General features: G+C 55.2%; 13 protein-coding genes and 1 pseudogene. 9 read left to right on the top strand and 5 right to left on the bottom strand.

The window, feature by feature from the left end:
• Positions 1-1,049: 1,049 nt before the first annotated feature.
• The 8 genes from AC221Y_RS08445 (at position 1,050) to polX (ending at position 11,862) form a co-directional block, all read left to right on the top strand.
• On the top strand, positions 1,050-3,707 hold the full coding sequence (locus tag AC221Y_RS08445) for an erythromycin esterase family protein (RefSeq protein ID WP_299748567.1): 2,658 nt from the start codon (positions 1,050-1,052) through the stop codon (positions 3,705-3,707).
• Between the two features lie 432 nt (positions 3,708-4,139).
• A complete protein-coding gene (locus AC221Y_RS08440; RefSeq protein ID WP_486707162.1) occupies positions 4,140-4,583 on the top strand; it encodes an Hsp20/alpha crystallin family protein in 444 nt (147 codons plus the stop codon).
• A 24-nt stretch (positions 4,584-4,607) separates the two neighbouring features.
• The gene (locus AC221Y_RS08435) at positions 4,608-5,009 is read left to right on the top strand and encodes an Hsp20/alpha crystallin family protein (protein ID WP_299748573.1); all 402 of its coding nucleotides are present in this window, start codon (positions 4,608-4,610) and stop codon (positions 5,007-5,009) included.
• A 44-nt stretch (positions 5,010-5,053) separates the two neighbouring features.
• A complete protein-coding gene (locus AC221Y_RS08430; protein WP_299748576.1) occupies positions 5,054-5,563 on the top strand; it encodes an Hsp20/alpha crystallin family protein in 510 nt (169 codons plus the stop codon).
• 56 nt (positions 5,564-5,619) lie between these two features.
• Positions 5,620-7,029: a DegQ family serine endoprotease gene (locus tag AC221Y_RS08425; protein ID WP_299748578.1), complete on the top strand. Its 1,410-nt coding sequence runs from the start codon at positions 5,620-5,622 to the stop codon at positions 7,027-7,029.
• Between the two features lie 28 nt (positions 7,030-7,057).
• Complete coding sequence (locus tag AC221Y_RS08420; protein WP_299748581.1) at positions 7,058-7,621, top strand: nucleotide exchange factor GrpE; 564 nt, start codon at positions 7,058-7,060, stop codon at positions 7,619-7,621.
• A 509-nt stretch (positions 7,622-8,130) separates the two neighbouring features.
• Positions 8,131-10,137 (top strand): NAD-dependent DNA ligase LigA, encoded by a 2,007-nt coding sequence (gene ligA / locus AC221Y_RS08415; RefSeq protein WP_299748584.1) that lies wholly within the window; start codon positions 8,131-8,133, stop codon positions 10,135-10,137.
• A gap of 3 nt (positions 10,138-10,140) precedes the next feature.
• Positions 10,141-11,862 (top strand): DNA polymerase/3'-5' exonuclease PolX, encoded by a 1,722-nt coding sequence (gene polX / locus AC221Y_RS08410; protein ID WP_299748586.1) that lies wholly within the window; start codon positions 10,141-10,143, stop codon positions 11,860-11,862.
• A gap of 446 nt (positions 11,863-12,308) precedes the next feature.
• Here the strand turns inward: polX and AC221Y_RS08405 are convergent, their stop codons facing one another.
• Both AC221Y_RS08405 and AC221Y_RS08400 read right to left on the bottom strand, forming a co-directional pair.
• Entirely contained in the window at positions 12,309-14,981 is a 2,673-nt protein-coding gene (locus AC221Y_RS08405; protein WP_299748589.1) for a cation-translocating P-type ATPase, read from the bottom strand.
• A 345-nt stretch (positions 14,982-15,326) separates the two neighbouring features.
• The gene (locus tag AC221Y_RS08400; protein ID WP_299748592.1) at positions 15,327-15,797 is read right to left on the bottom strand and encodes a host attachment protein; all 471 of its coding nucleotides are present in this window, start codon (positions 15,795-15,797) and stop codon (positions 15,327-15,329) included.
• A 421-nt stretch (positions 15,798-16,218) separates the two neighbouring features.
• Here AC221Y_RS08400 and tnpA point away from each other — a divergent pair.
• A pseudogene (gene tnpA / locus AC221Y_RS08395) lies at positions 16,219-16,636 on the top strand (IS200/IS605 family transposase).
• A 272-nt stretch (positions 16,637-16,908) separates the two neighbouring features.
• On the opposite strand, the gene AC221Y_RS08390 reads toward tnpA, so the two are convergent.
• The 3 genes from AC221Y_RS08390 to AC221Y_RS08380 all read right to left on the bottom strand — a co-directional run bounded on the left by AC221Y_RS08390 (position 16,909) and on the right by AC221Y_RS08380 (position 18,086).
• Entirely contained in the window at positions 16,909-17,163 is a 255-nt protein-coding gene (locus tag AC221Y_RS08390) for a hypothetical protein (RefSeq protein WP_299748595.1), read from the bottom strand.
• Positions 17,160-17,564, bottom strand: a complete 405-nt coding sequence (locus tag AC221Y_RS08385) for a DUF2953 domain-containing protein (protein ID WP_486707161.1) — start codon at positions 17,562-17,564, stop codon at positions 17,160-17,162. Before AC221Y_RS08385 ends, AC221Y_RS08390 begins: the two co-directional genes overlap by 4 nt.
• A 168-nt stretch (positions 17,565-17,732) precedes the next feature.
• Positions 17,733-18,086, bottom strand: a complete 354-nt coding sequence (locus AC221Y_RS08380; RefSeq protein WP_486707160.1) for a GerW family sporulation protein — start codon at positions 18,084-18,086, stop codon at positions 17,733-17,735.
• Positions 18,087-18,577: the final 491 nt, after the last annotated feature.

Here is an 18,577-nt window from a genome sequence, read left to right as displayed (position 1 = left end):
GTCAGGGCTGCCGTCTTGGATGGAAGGCTCTCACCAGGACAGCTCAGGGCGGCATGATCCCCAAAGTTTTTCCACTCCCCTTCCGGCCAGCTAGGCCCAAACGTCATTTCGACAGTGATCCTTACTTTTATGGCCGGCCTCGTCTTGTTCCCAAAACATTACCTTATCTCAACGACCACCAAGTATTGCCCCCTCCCCCTTTAACTGGCGTCAGTTGCGAAATGGACAGGTCAACGTTCCTGAGGCAACGCTTTATCTGCAGGAAACCCGGGTCGAGGCCCGACAGATGATGGGGATCTGAATTGAGCGTGCGAAATTGCGCACCCCTGACCAGACAAAGCAGGCCAAAGGGGTGCGCAGAACGACAGTATAACTGACTAAAATACCTGTGAATTCTATACCAACCAACTTCCTGCAGTATTGATAATTGTCAATCGACAAGCTTCGGTTTTCCTTTGCTATTCTGCGCCGAGGCGGTTTTATTGATGCGCAAGAGGCGCAAAAGACGTCGTCTTCTTGCATCTGAACTTCAAAACAAGGCGTTTTAGCAGGAATTTGAGACGATATGGCGCGCAAAATATCAAAACCTGCGGTAAAAGTGCGTTGTCACATTAACTCAGTTATCGGCAGATTTCGTCTTCTTGATGGAACTTGGAATCTCTTAAGTCGTTGAAATCCAGTAAACCGTATTTTCAAAAACTTCGATATTTCGACTTAGAAAAGTTAATGTGACAACGCCATGTGACGGGAAAAACTCGGACCATTCCCGCTCGAAGACTTCTCAGTCGATCATTTCGACCAACCGGGCGCGCAGGAGGTCGTCTTGTTCTGCGGGTGGTTTTCTTGGCTTCATATCGTGGCTCGAAATAGCCGGTATCCCGCCTCCATAATACCAAACCCTGCAACCTAGCACAACAAAATCGTGCTATTTTCAAACAAAATCAGTGGGACAGGAGTTATTCAGGGCGAACGAATTAAGCCCAAAAAAAAATGAGGGTCGGTTGATTTTGCGCAATAGGCAAGTGCCCAGATGTCATAGAAACAGTCGTATGGAAAACACGCCTCTCACATTTATCAATCGCGCTGACGCGGGTCGGCAACTGGCCGAGGCTCTGACGGCACTGGGGCTTGACCAGCCCCTGATCTATGCCCTGCCCCGCGGCGGGGTGCCTGTGGCCGTCGAGATCGCAAAGTCGCTTCATGCGCCGCTTGACTTGCTACTTGTGCGCAAAATCGGCGCTCCGCAAAATCCGGAGGTCGCCCTTGGTGCAATTGTCGAGGGCGCGAGCCGACAAATTGTCATCAACGAAAGCGTGAAACGTGCGTCTGGTGCTGATGAGGCTTACATATCGGCTGCTGTGGCCAGCCAAAGAGCCGAGCTTGAGCGACGCAAAAAGCTGTATCTCGGTGATCGGGCAAGGCTGGACCCAAGGGGTCGAGCCGTTGTTGTTGTAGACGATGGGCTGGCCACTGGTGCCACAATGAAGGCGGCGTTGATTGGGCTGAAACGTAGCAATCCAAGGCGGATCATAGTTGCCCTTCCAGTCGCCCCAAAGACGGCTTTGGACGACATCTCCGATCAGGCCGATGACATCATTTGCCTGAATCCAGCAACGGAATTCCGCGGCGTGGGCGGCTTTTATCGCGACTTTCATCAGTTGACGGACGACGAAACAGTGGCACTGCTTGCTCAGGTTTCAAATGGCCCGACAAATACCGCACGCGCTGTCACAGTAGCCACCCACAAAAGGCAGGTGTCCATTCCGCCACTCGGACTTCCCGGCGATCTGACGGTTCCACCAAACCCGCGCGGTATCGTCTTGTTTGCACATGGCAGCGGATCAAGTCGACTTAGCCCGCGTAACACATATGTCGCCGAGAAACTGAACGCCGAAGGGTTTGCAACGCTTCTGTTTGATCTTTTGACACCTCAGGAGGGGCAAGACCGCCGCAACGTTTTTGACATTCCGCTGCTTGCTGACCGCGTGGTCGAAGCCTCGATCTGGATCACCTCCGAGCCTGACCTTGAAGATTTGCCACTTGGCCTTTTCGGGGCAAGCACAGGTGCGGGAGCGGCGCTTGTCGCGGCGGCTGAACTCAAAGGCCGTGTGGCAGCTGTCGTATCGCGTGGCGGTCGGCCGGATTTGGCTATGGATTATCTGCCGATGGTCGTCAGCCCGACGTTGCTGGTCGTCGGCAGTCTGGACCATGATGTTACCGGGCTGAACAAACAGGCTCTTGCTGCGCTGACCTGCGGAAAGGAGCTGGAGTTGGTGCCAGGGGCAGGTCATCTGTTTGAAGAACCGGGCACACTGGACTGTGCCGTCGATCATGCCGCAAATTGGTTCAAGGCGCATCTCACCAAACACGTGACGACAAGATCAAAGCCCGCACCTCCGCCAAAGACCAAAACCGCTCGCTCTGTCCTGCACGCTGCCGCCGAGCCCTTGCCCTCGATCAGTGATCCCGATTTTGCCAAAGCATTTGACCGGTTCGGATCAAAGCGCGTGGTGCTTCTGGGCGAAGCCTCTCACGGCACATCGGAATTCTATCGCGCGCGAGCCGCCATCACCCGCCGCCTGGTTGAAGAGCACGGTTTTACTAGTATTGCAGTCGAAGCAGATTGGCCCGACGCCGCAATGATTGACCGCTACATCCGGCACAAACGCCCGGAGGCGATGAAAACACCACCCTTTGCACGCTTTCCCACATGGATGTGGCGCAACGTCGAGTTCGATGCATTCACGCGCTATTTGGAGCAATATAACCAGACAAGAAAGGTCGACGACCGCGTCGCGTTCTATGGCCTTGACCTCTATAATATGAATTCCTCGATTGCTGCAGTTCTGGAATATCTTGACCGCGTCGACGAAACGGCAGCCGAAGTGGCCCGGTCACGTTATGCCTGCCTGTCGGCATGGTCGCAGGACCCCGCAGCCTATGGGCGCGCGGCCCTGACGCGCGGGTTTTCGGTGTGCGAAGGGCCCGTCACCCAAATCCTGATCGATCTGTTCAAAAAGCAATTGGATTATACCGCGCAGGATGGTGATCAGTTCTTTGATGCCGCGCAAAACGCACGGCTGGTCGCCAATGCGGAACGCTACTACCGCGTGATGTACTACGGCTCGGAACTGTCGTGGAACTTGCGCGACCAGCACATGTTCCAGACTCTGCGCCAAATCCTGAACCATTCTGGACCAGACGAAAAAGTCGTGGTTTGGGCGCATAATTCTCACATCGGCGATGCGCGTCACACCGATATGGGCCGCATCCGTGGCGAGTTGAACATCGGTCAGCTTTGCCGCGAGGAATATGGAGATACAGCCGCCCTGATCGGATTTGGAACGGCATCGGGTACCGTTGCTGCAGCCTCCGAGTGGAATGCGCCGATGGAGACCAAAGACATTCGCCCTCCGCGCCCCGATAGTTACGAGGCCCTGTGCCACGATGTCGATCTTGAACGCTTCCTGTGGGATTTCAAAAAGCAACAATCACCTGAATTCCTGAAGCTTTTGAGCCAGCAAAGATTGCAGCGATACATTGGCGTCATTTACCGGCCCGAGACTGAAAGAGCGAGCCATTACAGCTATGCCACCCTGCCCAATCAATATGATGCTTTCGTTTGGTTCGACCAAACACAGGCGGTCACTGCGTTACCCACGTTGACGAATACCACAGAGGACGAAACCTACCCGTTTGGCCTGTGAAAAGGGCCTGGCAGACCTGCCCCGTCGCGCGCGCACCTGCAATCGTCTCAGGATGGCCGCGCGTCGCGCTTGAGGAAGAGAAAATGAGAATTCAAGATCTGTCGCATTGGGTGTGTATAAAATTTTTATTGCTGTTCTTGACAGCTGAACGACCGCTGCCCAAATCGTCAAACGGAGATGTCAAATACAGATCTCTAGGTGGTGGAATGGCGGATGGCGAGGACAATGCAGCCGTCCCTTTGGCTGCTACTCAGATCTGCGGCCGCGCGCGCACCGCCGCTTGTCTGATCGTTCAGCGTTCCAGGCCTAGCCAGAATCCAATTACATCTCTGTCACATTGCCCACCTATCCGGAGGTATCGGGCCCATCGACTGTTCCTTTCCGGGGTCGGTTGAGCAGCTGTTCCACCTCAACACAAAAAGGAGTCTTACAATGCTACAGACAATTTTTTCTCCACTAAACATCAGCGATCCGTTTGCCGATATGCGTCGGCAGCAAAGCGAAATGAACCGGCTTTTTACTGGGTCCAGAACGCTCGGCCCATCCGCATGCTATCCGCCAGTCAACTTCTGGGCCGGTCAGGATAGCATTGTTATGAGCATCGAGCTTCCCGGCCTGACCGAGCAAGACATCGAGCTGACGGTCAAGGACACAATGCTTTCTATTCGCGGCACATATCCTGATTCCGAAAAGGGCGACGACATCGTCTGGCATCGTCACGAGCGTTCTGATGGGACGTTCTTGCGCTCGGTCGAACTGCCCTTCCGGGTCAATCCCGACCAGATTGAGGCGCGTTTTGAAAATGGTGTTCTGACCGTCGAGATGCAACGCCCCGAAGACGACAAACCCAAGCGCATCGCGATTAAAACAACCTGAAACCATGATTGAAAGGAGAGTGACATGGCACAAGACCTCACCACACAAGACACGCACGACGTGACGACAACTAACGGCGACGCAAATCGCAGGGCGATGGCATTTACACCAGCGGTCGACATCTTTGAGCGTGATGAAACCACGGTGATCATGGCTGATATGCCGGGTGTGGCGCCGGGTGATGTTGATGTAACACTGGAGCGTCAAATCCTGACACTTCGCGGCAAGGTCAAGCCGTACGCACCTGAAGGTTATCGCCTTTTGTCGTCCGAATACCGGGTTGGGGATTATATCCGCGTCTTCACCCTGTCGGATGAGGTCGATCAGGCAAGGATCGATGCGGAATTCAAAAACGGGGTTCTGCGGCTGGAATTGCCACGCTCGCCCGAAACCCAGCCCAAGAAAATCTCGGTGAAGGCGGCATAGCCCGCCTTTCCATCTAAACATCGCAATCAAGGAAGGAGTCTAAAATGCAAATCAGCGATCTAACCCCATGGGGTCGGGACAAAGAAAAGAGCTTGGCAAGCGAAAGAGAAAACGGGTCCAATCCACTAGTGTCACTGCAACGTGACATCAACCACGTGTTCGAGGACTTTTGGAACAAAGTTGAAAATGGCTGGAATGGCCGCAGCGATGTTGTGGGCATGTTCGGCCCCAGCACCGACGTCACAGAGACAGACAAAAGCGTTGACGTCTCAATCGAATTGCCCGGCATGACGGAAAAAGACATCGACGTTTCGCTTTCAAGCGACGCGATGACCATCCGTGGCGAAAAGAAAGTCGAACACGAAGAGGAACGCAAAGGCGTTTACATGTCTGAACGGTCCTACGGCTCATTCTATCGCACGGTGCCGCTTCCAGCGGGCGTCGACCCTGACAAAGCCGATGCAAAGTTCAAGAACGGTGTGTTGACCATAACCCTGCCCAAGACCGCAGAGGCGCAGGCCAAGGTAAAACGTATTCCCATAAAAGCCGCATAAGGCATGCGGGGCCGGGCATCCCCGGCCCCATTCCTCAGGTCCAAAGGAGAAAAGCTATGCACGCTATAGTTTCTCGTCTCGGCCACGTATTGGTCGCGATTTGCATTTTTACCTTTAGCTTCACCGCACCGGTAGCGTCGCAAACTGCGGATCGACCGTTATATTTAAACGATGATGGGCTGCCAACTCTGGCCCCTTTGCTGGATCGAGTAACACCGGCTGTCGTCAACATTTCGGTCGAAAGCGAACAAACAGCCGAATTGAACCCGTTGTTCAATGATCCGTTTTTTCGACGGTTTTTTGACATGCAGCCGTTTCCGCAACAGCCACAGCCACAGCCACGCCGACAAATGAGCGCGGGTTCCGGTGTGATTTTTGATGCCGAGGAAGGGTATGTTCTGACCAACCACCACGTCGTAGAGAATGGAGACCGGATCGTCGTAACGCTCAAGGATCGGCGGCAATTTGATGCCACTCTGATCGGCAGTGATCCAGGCACGGATATCGCCTTGCTCAAGATCAATGCCACAGACCTGACCGCGCTTGATCTGGGCGACAGCGATCGGCTCCAAGTGGGCGATTATGTATTGGCGATCGGGAACCCATTTGGTCTTGGCCAGACCGTGACATCCGGCATCGTCAGCGCATTGGGGCGCAGCGGGCTGAACATAGAAGGCTACGAGGATTTCATCCAAACCGACGCTTCCATCAACCCAGGCAATTCCGGCGGCGCTTTGGTGACCCTTGATGGACGGCTGGTTGGCATCAACACCGCCATCATCGCGCCATCGGGCGGCAATGTCGGGATTGGTTTCTCCGTGCCTGCAAATATGGCAAATGCCGTTGTCGATCAGCTGATCGAGTTTGGCGAGGTCCAACGGGGACAACTTGGAATAAGGATTCAGGATTTTACGCCCGACCTTGCCGAAGCCTTGGGCATTGAAGCCGGTGCAGGCGCAGTTATCACCCAAGTCGAGCCGGACAGCGCTGCCGAGGCGGCGGGATTTCAGCCCGGGGATCTGATTGTGTCTGTTGATGGTCGTTCCATTGCCGGGTCCGCCGATTTGCGCAGTCAAATCGGATTGAAGCGGCTTGGCAGAGATATCGAAATCGGCATCATCCGCGATGGTAAAACGCTGACACTGACGGCCACGTTGCGCAAAGGCGCGCAGCTTGGCGCAAAAGCGGGCAAGCAAGGGCTTGGGCGGCTTTCAGGGGCCGAGCTGCGAGACCTGCAACCCGGCGACCCGCTTTACGGCGATGTTGCCGGTGTCGTGATCGCCCAAGTGGATGCCGACAGCCGCGCCGCACGTTCAGGTTTGGAAGCAGGCGACATTATCGTGGCCGCCAATCGGGTGCCCGTCACATCAGTTGCCGAGTTGCGCCAGCAACTTGCGTCCATCGACGGAGCGCTTGCCCTAACCATCCAACGCGGATCGTCCCGCATATTTCTAATCGTCCGTTGACGCCAAGACCCCATGAAAGGAACCAATCATGGAAAAAAGAAAAGAAAAAATCAATCAACCCACCGATGAGCCAACGTCAGATGAGCCAACGTCAGATGAACCTGAAGTAACAACTCGGGATCCTGACGCAGAACTAGAGGTTCTCACGGACAAATGGAAGCGCGCCCTAGCCGAGGCCGAGAACGCTCGTAAGCACGCCAATGCGGCCCGTATTGACGGGCGAGAACATGGTGTGGCCCTCGCGGTAGAGGCCCTTGCCCCGGCTTACGATGACATCTGTCTAGCGATTGAGGCCGCTCGCACCAGTCCTGATGCCGACAATCCACTGATCGTCGCGCTTCTAGAGGGCCTGAACCGAACGAAGTCGGCCTTCACGACCGGCCTAAAGGCGCTTGGTATCAGGGAGATTGCACCAAAGAACTCCCCCTTTGATCCGGCGCTTCATGAAGCCCTGCAAACGCAGGACACTGATGACACCAAGCCAGGTATGGTTCTTGTCCTGCATCGTCCCGGCTTCGCCCTAGGACAGCGGCTTATCCGACCAGCCCATGTGACCGTGAGCGCAAGCCCAAGCAAACAGACGAAGGACTGAACATAAAAAACGCCGTAAAGAGGATCATGTTCTTTGGAAGCTGCGCACCCTTAAACCAGTTCATTCGTGCCCTCTCCCGTCAATTGTACCAACCGCAATTGCGGTCAGCCTACCAAGTCCGCGCGTCGACTAGCGTTCTTTGCGACCGTAGGATGGAACAGTGGATCGGGAAAGTGATGAGACCTGCCGATCAGGGCTCGCCGTTGATCAAGCGAGCACACTGGGGAAAACCCTTGGTTGTGGAGTAGGGTCACGGTGGCCTTTCGCAGAGTCCCTCCAGACGTAACCGACTTGGGCCTACCATCTGGCTCTCCGGCACAAAAACAATCGCAGTTTGGCTATTTCAAAACTAGCCGAGAGATTATTGACCTGGCGGTGATGATGCATGTCCGATTTCCATTGGTTCCGACATTCCTGACCTGCAGCCTAGTTCCCGATCAATTGAACCTGTTGAAATCCTCAGTATCCGCCCAAAAAGACAAGTAAGTATCTTCAGGAAACCTAAGAAAATGGCAAACAGGTCCGATATCAAAAAGAGGATAGCCGCCCTTCGTAGCGAAATCGTGCGGCACGACCAGCTCTATTACGTGGAGGCTGCGCCGGAGATCTCTGATAAACAATACGAAAGGCTGTTCGCCGAACTCGAACTGCTGGAGCAAGAGCGCCCGGACCTTGTGACACCGGACTCGCCTACTCAGCGGGTAGGCGTAGCGCCGCGCACCGGGCTGGAAAAAGTATCACATATCGCGCCGATGCTAAGCCTAAACGCGGTACGCAACGAGGAGGATGTTGAAGGCTTCCTTGCACGCATTCGTACCGAGACGGGGGAAGATGAGGCGGTGATATGGGCCGAGCCAAAGTTCGACGGTTTGTCGGTGGAGGTCGTATACGAGAATGGCCATTTTGATCGCGCGTCAACGCGCGGCGACGGGCGCACCGGTGAGGGGATCGGTCATACTTTGCTCGCAGCGCGCGCGCTGCCCTTGCGGCTCCGGCATCCCAAGAAAGTGCCCGACGCGTTGGTCGTACGGGGCGAGGCGCTTTTGCCTTTAAAAAGCTTTCAGAAGCTGAACCGCGCGCGCGTTGAGCGGGGTGAAGAGCCCTTTGCCAACCCCCGAAATGCGGCCGCCGGTCTTCTTAGGCGGCTTGATCCCGCTGGAGCAGAGGGCATTCGTTTCGCGGTTTCATTCTACGATGCGACAGGCTTAAGCATCCAAGATGCACCGACGCAGGAGGCGCTTTTGAAAAAGCTTGAGCATCTGGGCCTTCCTGTTCTTGGCGCGCGGGAACGTTGCGTGTCGATGGAAAACATCCGCGCCTTTCACAAGCGTCTCGTGGAGGCACGCGACCAGCTGCTCTACGAGATCGACGGGATGGTTCTAAAGCTTGATGACCGCGCTGCGCGCGAGGTTATGGGCACACGCGCACGCAGCCCACGTTGGGCACTGGCCTGGAAGTTTGAGCCGAGACACGAGATAACGCGGATCGCAGACATCGCGGTGAGCGTGGGCCGGACAGGGGCGCTCACACCCGTCGCCTTGCTTGATCCAGTCGATGTGGGCGGCGTAACCGTTGCGCGCGCGACGCTGCACAACGCAAGCGAAATCCGCCGCAAAGATCTGAGAGTGGGCGATACTGTGCGGATCGAGCGCGCGGGTGATGTGATCCCCAAAGTCGTCGAACGCATGGATACGCCGGGACAGAAGCGAGGCGATGTGTTCGAAATGCCAGAGGTGTGCCCCGCATGTGGCGCGAAACTGGAAATGCGCGGACCCATGGCATACTGCCCCGCAAGCATCGCCTGTACCGCACAGCTTGTGGGCCGGATCGTGCACTATGCCGCCCGGGGCGCGATGGATATTGACGGTCTGGGTGACAAGACAGCCTCGCAACTAGTCGAGCGGGGAATGGTGAAAACCCTCGCCGACCTCTACGACTTATCTGCTGAAGATTTCAAAACCCTCGAAGGCTTTGCAGCCAAATCGGCCAAGGCGCTTTTTGACGCCATTCAAAACAGAACCAGGCTGCCATTGGACCGTTTTATTTGGGCCTTGGGCATCCGTCACGTCGGCAGCGACTCCGCTCGGCAGCTTGCGCGTGCGTTTGGATCTCTCAAAGCGCTGCGTGACGCATCTGAGGATAACATCAGCGCAGTGGTCAATATCGGCCCCAAGACTGCGGCCTCTATTGTCGGTTTCTTCGCGGAAAGGCGCAACCGCGACGTTGTTGACAGGCTGCTTGCGGCCGATATCTCCCCCCAACCGGTAGAGAGGACCGGACCTACCCTCGCAGACAAGACATTCGTCCTCACTGGCGCGTTGGCGGGTTGGACGCGTGCGGAAGCATCGCAAGAAATCGAGCGGCGCGGCGGGCGTGTGACCAAGACCGTCAGCGATGAGACAGACTACCTCGTCGTCGGAGAAAAGCCCGGCTCGAAGCTCGAGCAAGCAAAGCGGCACGGTGTCAGGACGCTCGACGAAGCGGGTTTTCGGAAACTTTTAGGTCAAGGAGGTTGAGCCATGCCAGTCCACAACAGCGAGATCGCGGAGATATTCGACCATCTGGCAGACCTCCTCGAGATTAAGGGGGCGAACCCGTTTCGCGTGCGGGCCTACCACAACGCGGCGAACACGATACGCGGAAACAGTCGAAGTATGACCGACATAGTCGACGCGGGCGAGAATCTCACGGAATTGCCCAATATCGGAGAGGATCTGGCCGGTAAGATTACGGAAATCGTCCGAACTGGCAAATTGCAGCTTCTCAAAGAGGTTTCCAGCAAGGTGCCGGACGCTATTGTCGAGGCTACGCGTATTCCCGGCGTTGGCCCCAAAAAAGCGCAGATGCTTTTCCAACAGCTCAGCCTCCGCACCATAGGCGATCTTAGGCAAGCCGCCGAAGAGGGTAGGATCGAGAAGATCGCAGGCTTCGGCGCAAAGACACAAGCAAAAATCCTCGAAGAGCTTTCCCATAGCGACTTCGGGACGCGCCGGTGGCGGATCGACGAAGCCGAGGATTTCGCCGGGCCGCTGCTCGATTGGGTTCGTAAAATCGAAGGTGTCAGCAAAGCAGAGATCGCGGGAAGCTACCGCCGCCGTAAGGAGACGGTGGGAGACCTCGACATTCTGGCTGCGGGCGCGCAAGGCAGAAAAATAATAGACCACTTCACCGAATATGATGAAATTGTCAGCATTGCCTCGAAGGGCGCTACCCGTTCGACGGTTACCCTGCGTGTAGGGCTTCAGGTGGATCTGCGCGTGGTCGGAAAAGAAAGTTGGGGATCTGCACTTCACTATTTCACAGGATCAAAGGCGCACGGCATTGCCTGTCGGCGACGTGCCCAGAAGCGGGGTCTTAAGCTCAATGAATATGGCCTTTTTAATGGAACAAGGCGTATTGCAGGAGCAACGGAAGACAACCTTTACAAAAAGATCGGATTGCCATGGATCGACCCCGTGTTGCGCGAAGCCCAGGGCGAGATAGAAGCCGCCGAGGTTAGTGCATTGCCTGCACTGATCACGCGTGACGACATCCGGGGAGACTTGCATGCACACACGAAGGCTTCGGACGGCAAAAATACTTTGCGCGAAATGGCCGAGGCCGCAATACTAAAGGACTACGAATACCTTGCTATCACCGACCACTCAAAGAGCCAGCGCGTGGCAGGAGGTTTGTCCGAGCGCGAACTCGAAGACCAGATCGAGGAAATCGCCCGTATGAACGAGTCCTTCGCAGGATTTCGTCTGCTCAGCTCATGCGAGGTCGATATTCTTAAAGACGGGTCACTCGATTTCCCCGACAAAATATTGAGCAAACTCGACCTTGTAGTGGTGTCGGTCCATTCGGATTTCAACATGTCTGAGGCGGAGCAGACCGAGCGCATTATCCGAGCGATGGACAATCCTTTGGTCAGTATCGTCGGACATCCCACCGGCCGCCTCATCGGGACGCGGCGGCCCTACCCCGTGAACATTGAGCGCCTTGTGATCGCCGCGAAAGAGCGGGGCTGCTGTCTGGAACTCAACGCCGATCCGCAGCGCCTCGACCTCAGTGACGTGCAGTGCCGCATTGCGAGGGACGCAGGGGTGATGATCGCCATTTCGACAGACGCGCATAAGTGCGGCTCACTCGACAACATTCAATATGGTGTCGATCAGGCTAGGCGGGGCTGGCTTTCGGCCAAGGAGGTACTGAATACCCGCGAATGGAAAAAGGTTGCGAGGCTCCTAACACGGCCCTAAGAAAGTGACTGCAATCACGCAAAAAATCGCTGGGATCGCTTGACAAAAAGACCCCGGTAGAAGCGCGCCGAGCGCTTGAGTTGTTTGATGGCATCGCGCTCGCCGCGCTTGCCACACCAGAAACTGACGACTAACAAAACCGAGAACTTTTACTATGACTGTAAGCGTCCGCTTGTCCCGTTCTTTCTTGAACAGTTGGACAGAAACGGTTTCAGAACTCTATCGAGAGGGCAGTATGGCTGAATGATTGAGATCAAAACCGACACTAAAATGCTTTGAACGCAAGACGCAACAATTGACGTCCTTTAAGCCAACCGCCCCCACAAAGCCACCTGACTAAGGCGCGTCAGGGTGGTGCCACATGTTGACGGTTGCACCCCACGGCGACTTGTGACTGCGTTCTCCGTCCACCAGATTTTGCGTCACGACTGGTCATGCGTTCGTCACTAGCCACTGCCCTCTCGATCTGATGGTTCGGTGAGCCAGACCCATGCCTGACCAAGCAAGAGCGGGACTAGGCTGGAAGCGACCGCGAGAACTAGACCGGCACGCCCCGGGTTCGGCAGGCCCAAAAGGTCGGCCAATGGTGGAAACCAGAGAGCAAGGCCTATCAATCCCAAACAGAGTGCGATGGCCCCCCAGATATATCCGTTCCGAGTGACCTCGTTATGCAACAGCCCCGAATCGTGATCTCTCACGTTAAACACGTTCCAAATCTGCGCTAGCGCAAGGGTCAGAAAGGCCACTGTAACCGCCGGGCCAGAGTCAAGGCCCAGCCAGAAAAGCGCACAGGCGAAAGCGCCCAGCGTGGCTATCGTGATGAACGCGCCAAGAATGCCAATCAGGATCCAACTCCGGCGGTTGACGATAGCTTCCGCCGGGTTACGCGGCGGTTTAGCCATTACGTTACCGTCACCTGTCCCCAGCCCCAGTGCGAAGGCTGGGAAAACATCAGTAACAAGGTTCAGGAACAGGATTTGCAGCGGCAAAAGTGGCGTGGGCAAGCCCGCGCCCACGGCCAAACCCACGACCAGGACTTCGCTGACATTGCAGGACATGAGGTAGATGACGAACTTGCGGATGTTGTCAAAGATAACTCGTCCCTGCCGCATGGCCGCAATGATGGTCGCGAAGGCGTCATCTTGCAGAACCATATCGGCGGCCTCCTGGGCCACCTGCGTACCGCGCTGGCCCATCGCAATACCTATGTCGGCCTTCTTCAATGCCGGCGCATCATTCACGCCGTCGCCGGTCATGGCAACGACATGCCCGGCGTCCTGAAACAAGGACACAAGCATGAGTTTCGTCTCGGGTGAGACACGCGCAAAAACGTCCACATCCATTATGCGCGCGCGATCATCTTTACTGATGGTTTCCGGATCAAGCCCATCAATTTCACTGCTTTCGACAACCGACATTTCGCCGTTCCCAAGGCTTGCCTCCCGCGCAATGGTCTCTGCGGTGTCTGCGTGATCGCCCGTCAGCATGACCACACGCACCCCGGCCGCGCGGCAGGTCTCAATGGCGTCTGGCACGTCTTTACGGACGGGATCGAGCAGACAGACCAGACCCACAAGCGTTAAGCTTTCGTAAGGATCCGCATCCTTTGGTGCCCCCTCTTTCATCGCGAGGGCCAACAGGCGCAACCCGTCCTGCGCGGCCTCGGAATTGCGATTTGTCCACTCCTGACGCGTATCTTCGGTCATATCCTGAGCGCCGTCTTGCCCAATCACTTTCGTACAAACGTCGATCACCGCCTCGGGTGCGCCCTTGATGGCAAAGAGATAGCAGTCGCCATCGTCATGCACGGTTGCCATCATCTTCGTCCCAGGATCAAAGGCATGTTCTTTAACCTCAGGGGTACCGTCGAGAAGGCTCTTTCGCGACGCTCCGAAATTACCCGCAACCGACAACAGCGCGATTTCCATCGGGTCGCCGCTCCGGCTGTCTTTCGAGCCGTCCCCAAGCTCTGCATTGTTGCAGAGCGCTCCGATCCGGAGCGCCCACGCCATCGGGCTATCAGGTTCTGGCCCTTCGGTTGCCTCGCAGGCCTCAATATCCACATCGCCCGTGGCCAGTAGATACCGGACTACCGTCATGCGGTTTTCGGTCAGCGTACCGGTCTTGTCAGTCAGGATCACCGTTGTGGCCCCCAGCGTCTCGACCGAGGACAATCGGGTGATCAGCGCATTGCGCTGACTCATCCGCCACATGCCGCGCGCAAGGCTGAGAGTGGCGACGACCGGAAGCCCTTCGGGCACGGCGGCTACCGCAAGCGCAACCCCGGTTTGCACCATGATTGCCACGTCGTGTCCTCGCAGAATACCAGCAAAAATGGTCGACCCCGCGAACGCTAAAGTTATCCAGATAAGGCGATGGCCCAAGTTGTCAAGGCGACGCTCCAATGGAGCGACCTCACCTTCTGCGCTTTGCGCCAGGTCACTAATGCGGCCAAGCTCCGTCTTCATGCCCGTCGCGGTCACGATTCCCTCACCTGCACCTTGAGTAATCGCTGTGCCCTTGAACGCCATGCTGAGACGGTCGCCGAGGGCGGAATCTTTGTCCACTGGCTCGATGCTTTTCATCACCGGCGCAGATTCCCCCGTCAGCACGGATTCGTCCGCCTGCAGGTTCGACGCTTCACTCAGCCGAAGATCAGCTGTGACGACATCACCCGCCTCAAGGATCATAACATCGCCGGGAACCAGTTCGTGCGCATCAATCATGCGGACCTCACCATCTCGCCGCACCCGTGTGCGGACCTCGGCAATGCGCATTAAAGCTTCTATGGAGCGCGCTGCTTTTAGTTCGGTAAAGAACCCGATGGCCGAATTGAGGATCAGCACAAAGGCGATGGCGACGCCTTCGGCGATGTCTCCCAGAACGAAGGACATCACAGCTGCAGCTGTCAGAAGCCAAACGATAATGCTCCGGACCTGATGCAGAAGAATCGCCAGCACGCTTTTCTTTTTCTGGCGGCGCAGGCGGTTCGGCCCGTGCGCCTCCAGCCGCTTTTTCACCTCATCTGCGCCTAGCCCAGTCTTCGGATCAGACTTCAACTTCTCCGCCAGTTCCTGAACAGACATGCAAAAAGCGGCATCGGTTGGGTTCTTGGGCACACTTTCTCTCCATTTAGCAGGGTGCGGAAATCGGTTCCGCCCAAAAGTGTATTACCCGAGTTGGGACGGCAGAGCTTTAATGCATATCAACGCATAAGAGCCAAAAGATGCTCCAGCGCCTGCAGGATTTCGCGATCGGGAGCGGCTGGCAGCGAACCTTATCTAAGCATCTGATTCAAATCTATTCTACCGAACCTACTTACGTCCGCTATTAGGCTGCGGAAAGACGCAAAGCATTCAACGCCGCAGTGGCATGCTTCGAGCCCGAAGAATTCGGTTCGGATGAGATGCATCGGTCGATTGCGTTCCGAGCTAATATTCCAATGCTCAAGATAACCGCAAGCCCTATAGGCTCTTGAGTAATACCTTCTGAATAGCCGCAACAGGCATTTCGGCAAGTTCTTTTCCGACTTCCACCCGGATGAGTACTCTCAGTTCTTCGGTCACCTTTTGGCGCAGAATGCCCAGGAATGACGGAGGTGCGACCAAGACAAGCCCGCCGATTGGCATTTTTGCGTTTCTATGCACCAAAGCAACGACGATTTTCTTTGCGAACCCATCTGCACGTTTTCTTTCGAGATCGGGAGCTTCCATCGCGCTGCGGGAACCACCAGAAATTGCGGTTGCGGCACCGTCAAACCGCCGCCCGGGTGGCGCGGCAGTGCCCTCTGAGCCCTCATCAAGCTCATTCTCAATACTGTCATCGACATGCAGTTCCGGTTGTGCAGCAGGACCAATATTCTTGAGTATCAGAGCCTTATTCGCGTCACAGACCAAGATCACGAAGTCTTTTGGTATTCGTACAATCTTCGACAAAGCCACCCCCCTCGGATGAGATCCACCACTACCAAAAGGAGCTGCAAGCCTTACCACATGCCCATTTTGAGATGACGTCCAATATACACAACACGCGACGGGCCGCCTTGATCGATGTCATAAAGGTTCATTGACTGCCGGGTCCGTTCCGCCCCGCAACTGGCCCATAGGACCCTCAGACTTTACTACAGCTAAGACAAACGGCCGCTTTCTTGGCTGCATTGCAGCGTGGTTCTCTGACTGGTCTAGGCAGTTGCTTTGCTGCAACGGCGGACGTTGCATTTTTAGTATCCACTCCTTGGTCTAAACCCCCCGTCTTCCAGACGGGAGTGCTTTAGCACGAAGAATCGGTTATGTTTTTATCCTCCCGAAAAATAAGCCGCCGCAGGTCTTAGGGCTCATTTTTCAGGAGGATAAGAACTTGCAATATTTCACGGGCAAACATTGCGTTTTCTACCATCGTTACCACCTCGTTTGGTCGACCAAGTATCGCTATAAAGTGCTGCAGGGCGACATTAAGCTGCGAGTGCGTGACATTTGCCGTCAGGTTTGCGCTCAGAACGGCGTCGAGATTATCCGGGGCGTGTTGTCGAGCGACCATGTCCACATGTTTGTATCCGTCCCGCCAAAACTGGCGGTCAGTGACCTGATGCGGCTCATGAAGGGACGGTCGTCCCACAAAGTGCAACGTGAATTCCCGCATCTCAAAAAAACGATACTGGGGCAGGCACTTTTGGGGACGCGGGTACTTTTCAACCACCAACGGGGCCATCACCGAAGACATCGCACTTCAGTACCTCGAACAGCACATCGCTAATCCTACCGACGCAAGTCGGTAGTCGTTTAGTCCGACCGCTTTGGGCTCCTTGCTGCCGTTAGCCGCATCGCAGCGATCCTGCCAAACGATCTCGCCCCGACCAACATGAACGGCCCTTAGCTGCCGCTCGTCGGTCGCTTGAATTTCCGCCCGCACTTTGGGTGTCGTCGTCGCCTAGCTATGAAGATTGATCAGCATTGAACGTCCTTCCGGGTGTCATCTAAAACCGATCTTGCCATGAAGAATGCAGAGCGGCGAGGATCTATGTGATCGTCCGGGATGGAACAATTTATCTCACGACAAACCTGTAGACATCAAAGCTGCAATAGCGTCTGGATATAGCGCCTTCAATTGCGAGATCGCCAAAGGCTCGCCTTGCAAAGTGAACGCATCTATTTGATCTCCAACCTTGATAACCACAGCAAGCGGGCTTCTATCTCCGATAACTGCCACGTGATTGCCTGAATGATGTTCATGGACCACATTGCGAACCAATGCCGCAACAATGGTTTTACCAAGGACAAGTTGCGTTTCTAGAACAACCTTCATCTTCTCGGGCCAAATGCATACCAAGCAAACTGAATGAACGGGAGCATTAACGATACCGCCGTAACGCGAACTGACGCGTCCACTTCGCCAAAAAAACAAACGCGCTCAAAATTCGGACGCACTGAAATCGACAGGCCTTGCGCTAGCCAGCCACCATATTGCAGTGGCATCAGGTAACCATAGAATTGGCCCGTGTCGGCGGGGTTATGCAGGCCAAACTCAACGTCAAGATTGAGATGTCTAAAATGTATTGCACCGATCAGGCCAGAAATGAGTCGGGTAAACGCGGACACAATATCTGCGCGACCAAATACCTGGCTTTTACGCCTATTCCGGTCCCTTTTCTTTTTTGGTCTCTTTGCTATCGATCTTTTCCGACGTGAACTGTCGAAGATCGTCATACTGGGTGACAGACCAGCAAAAAACTTTGCGTCGACGCGATAGACCGACCGAGGCGAAGTGCGCAAGTATGCCCGCAGTTCAACAGGTGTCACAAGCAAACCCGCTAGAATGATGCCCAAAAGACCAACAAGCCAAATCAATATCGCGGAAAACGTGACCACAGCAGATCAGGCTTTGGTGCTATCTTTGGTTTGAGAGGTATTTTTCATAACATGTGCGGCAGTTTCACCGATTACTTCCGCCACATTGGTTAGGGCACCCTTGACGGCTTCGACACGCGCACCGTCCTTGTCAAAAATAATTGCACCCAAAGGCTTGATGCCGCCGCCGCCGCCGGTTCCAGCACCAGTTCCTGATTTCGCTACGACGTTCCCGCCAGCACCAAACCCGAAACCGTAACTCACAATCGGAATGACGGTGGAGCCTTCCCGTTCAATTGGATCGCCCAAGACATTTTTGGCATTCAGTAATCGATCAAGTTCTTCAACGGTGCCCTTCAACAGCTTTTCGACATCTTCCATGACATTCTCCGTGAGTTTATGAGACCGTACTCATCTCGTTATCACAGATACTGAAGCAGCAAATTGACTATAATCAATGGCGGTTTTGTCCGGAGGCTGTGTGAAAACTTCGCGAGATCAAAAACCACGAGAACTCCAGCGCCATATCGCAGGACTTTGTTCCCAAGTAGGTGGATGACGGGTTTCCTAGTGGAAAAAAATTCTCCCGGAATCTACGATCACGGAGTTTTCACACAGCCTCTCCGCATAGCAGTTATTCAACTGGCCTTCCGGTGCCGCTCTGCAGCGAACGGCGGGTTTGTCCTGTGGTTTCAACTGATCGTTGCAACACATGCCTCAAATTTCTCAGCAGGCGTTTGGTAGTGCAAGGTCTTTCGCGGCCTCTCACCGCGCTGCCACCGACCCCACATCTCCGACTTCTGTTTGTCCGTATAAAACGTCCGCGTACGATACTTCATCTCTAACACTCCATCTTTCCAAAAAGACTAAAG

The organism is Boseongicola sp. (genome assembly GCF_057460485.1).
This window is presented reverse-complemented; position numbering and strand designations above follow the sequence as displayed.

What these genes read in the sequence shown, in the direction of transcription:
- AC221Y_RS08380 (WP_486707160.1), bottom strand. Translation starts at nt 18,086, where the DNA reads ATGGAAGATGTCGAAAAGCTGTTGAAGGGCACCGTTGAAGAACTTGAT.
- AC221Y_RS08425 (WP_299748578.1), top strand. Translation starts at nt 5,620, where the DNA reads ATGCACGCTATAGTTTCTCGTCTCGGCCACGTATTGGTCGCGATTTGC.
- polX (WP_299748586.1), top strand. Translation starts at nt 10,141, where the DNA reads ATGCCAGTCCACAACAGCGAGATCGCGGAGATATTCGACCATCTGGCA.
- ligA (WP_299748584.1), top strand. Translation starts at nt 8,131, where the DNA reads ATGGCAAACAGGTCCGATATCAAAAAGAGGATAGCCGCCCTTCGTAGC.
- AC221Y_RS08430 (WP_299748576.1), top strand. Translation starts at nt 5,054, where the DNA reads ATGCAAATCAGCGATCTAACCCCATGGGGTCGGGACAAAGAAAAGAGC.
- AC221Y_RS08390 (WP_299748595.1), bottom strand. Translation starts at nt 17,163, where the DNA reads ATGAAGGTTGTTCTAGAAACGCAACTTGTCCTTGGTAAAACCATTGTT.
- AC221Y_RS08435 (WP_299748573.1), top strand. Translation starts at nt 4,608, where the DNA reads ATGGCACAAGACCTCACCACACAAGACACGCACGACGTGACGACAACT.
- AC221Y_RS08440 (WP_486707162.1), top strand. Translation starts at nt 4,140, where the DNA reads ATGCTACAGACAATTTTTTCTCCACTAAACATCAGCGATCCGTTTGCC.
- AC221Y_RS08420 (WP_299748581.1), top strand. Translation starts at nt 7,058, where the DNA reads ATGGAAAAAAGAAAAGAAAAAATCAATCAACCCACCGATGAGCCAACG.
- AC221Y_RS08385 (WP_486707161.1), bottom strand. Translation starts at nt 17,564, where the DNA reads ATGACGATCTTCGACAGTTCACGTCGGAAAAGATCGATAGCAAAGAGA.
- AC221Y_RS08445 (WP_299748567.1), top strand. Translation starts at nt 1,050, where the DNA reads ATGGAAAACACGCCTCTCACATTTATCAATCGCGCTGACGCGGGTCGG.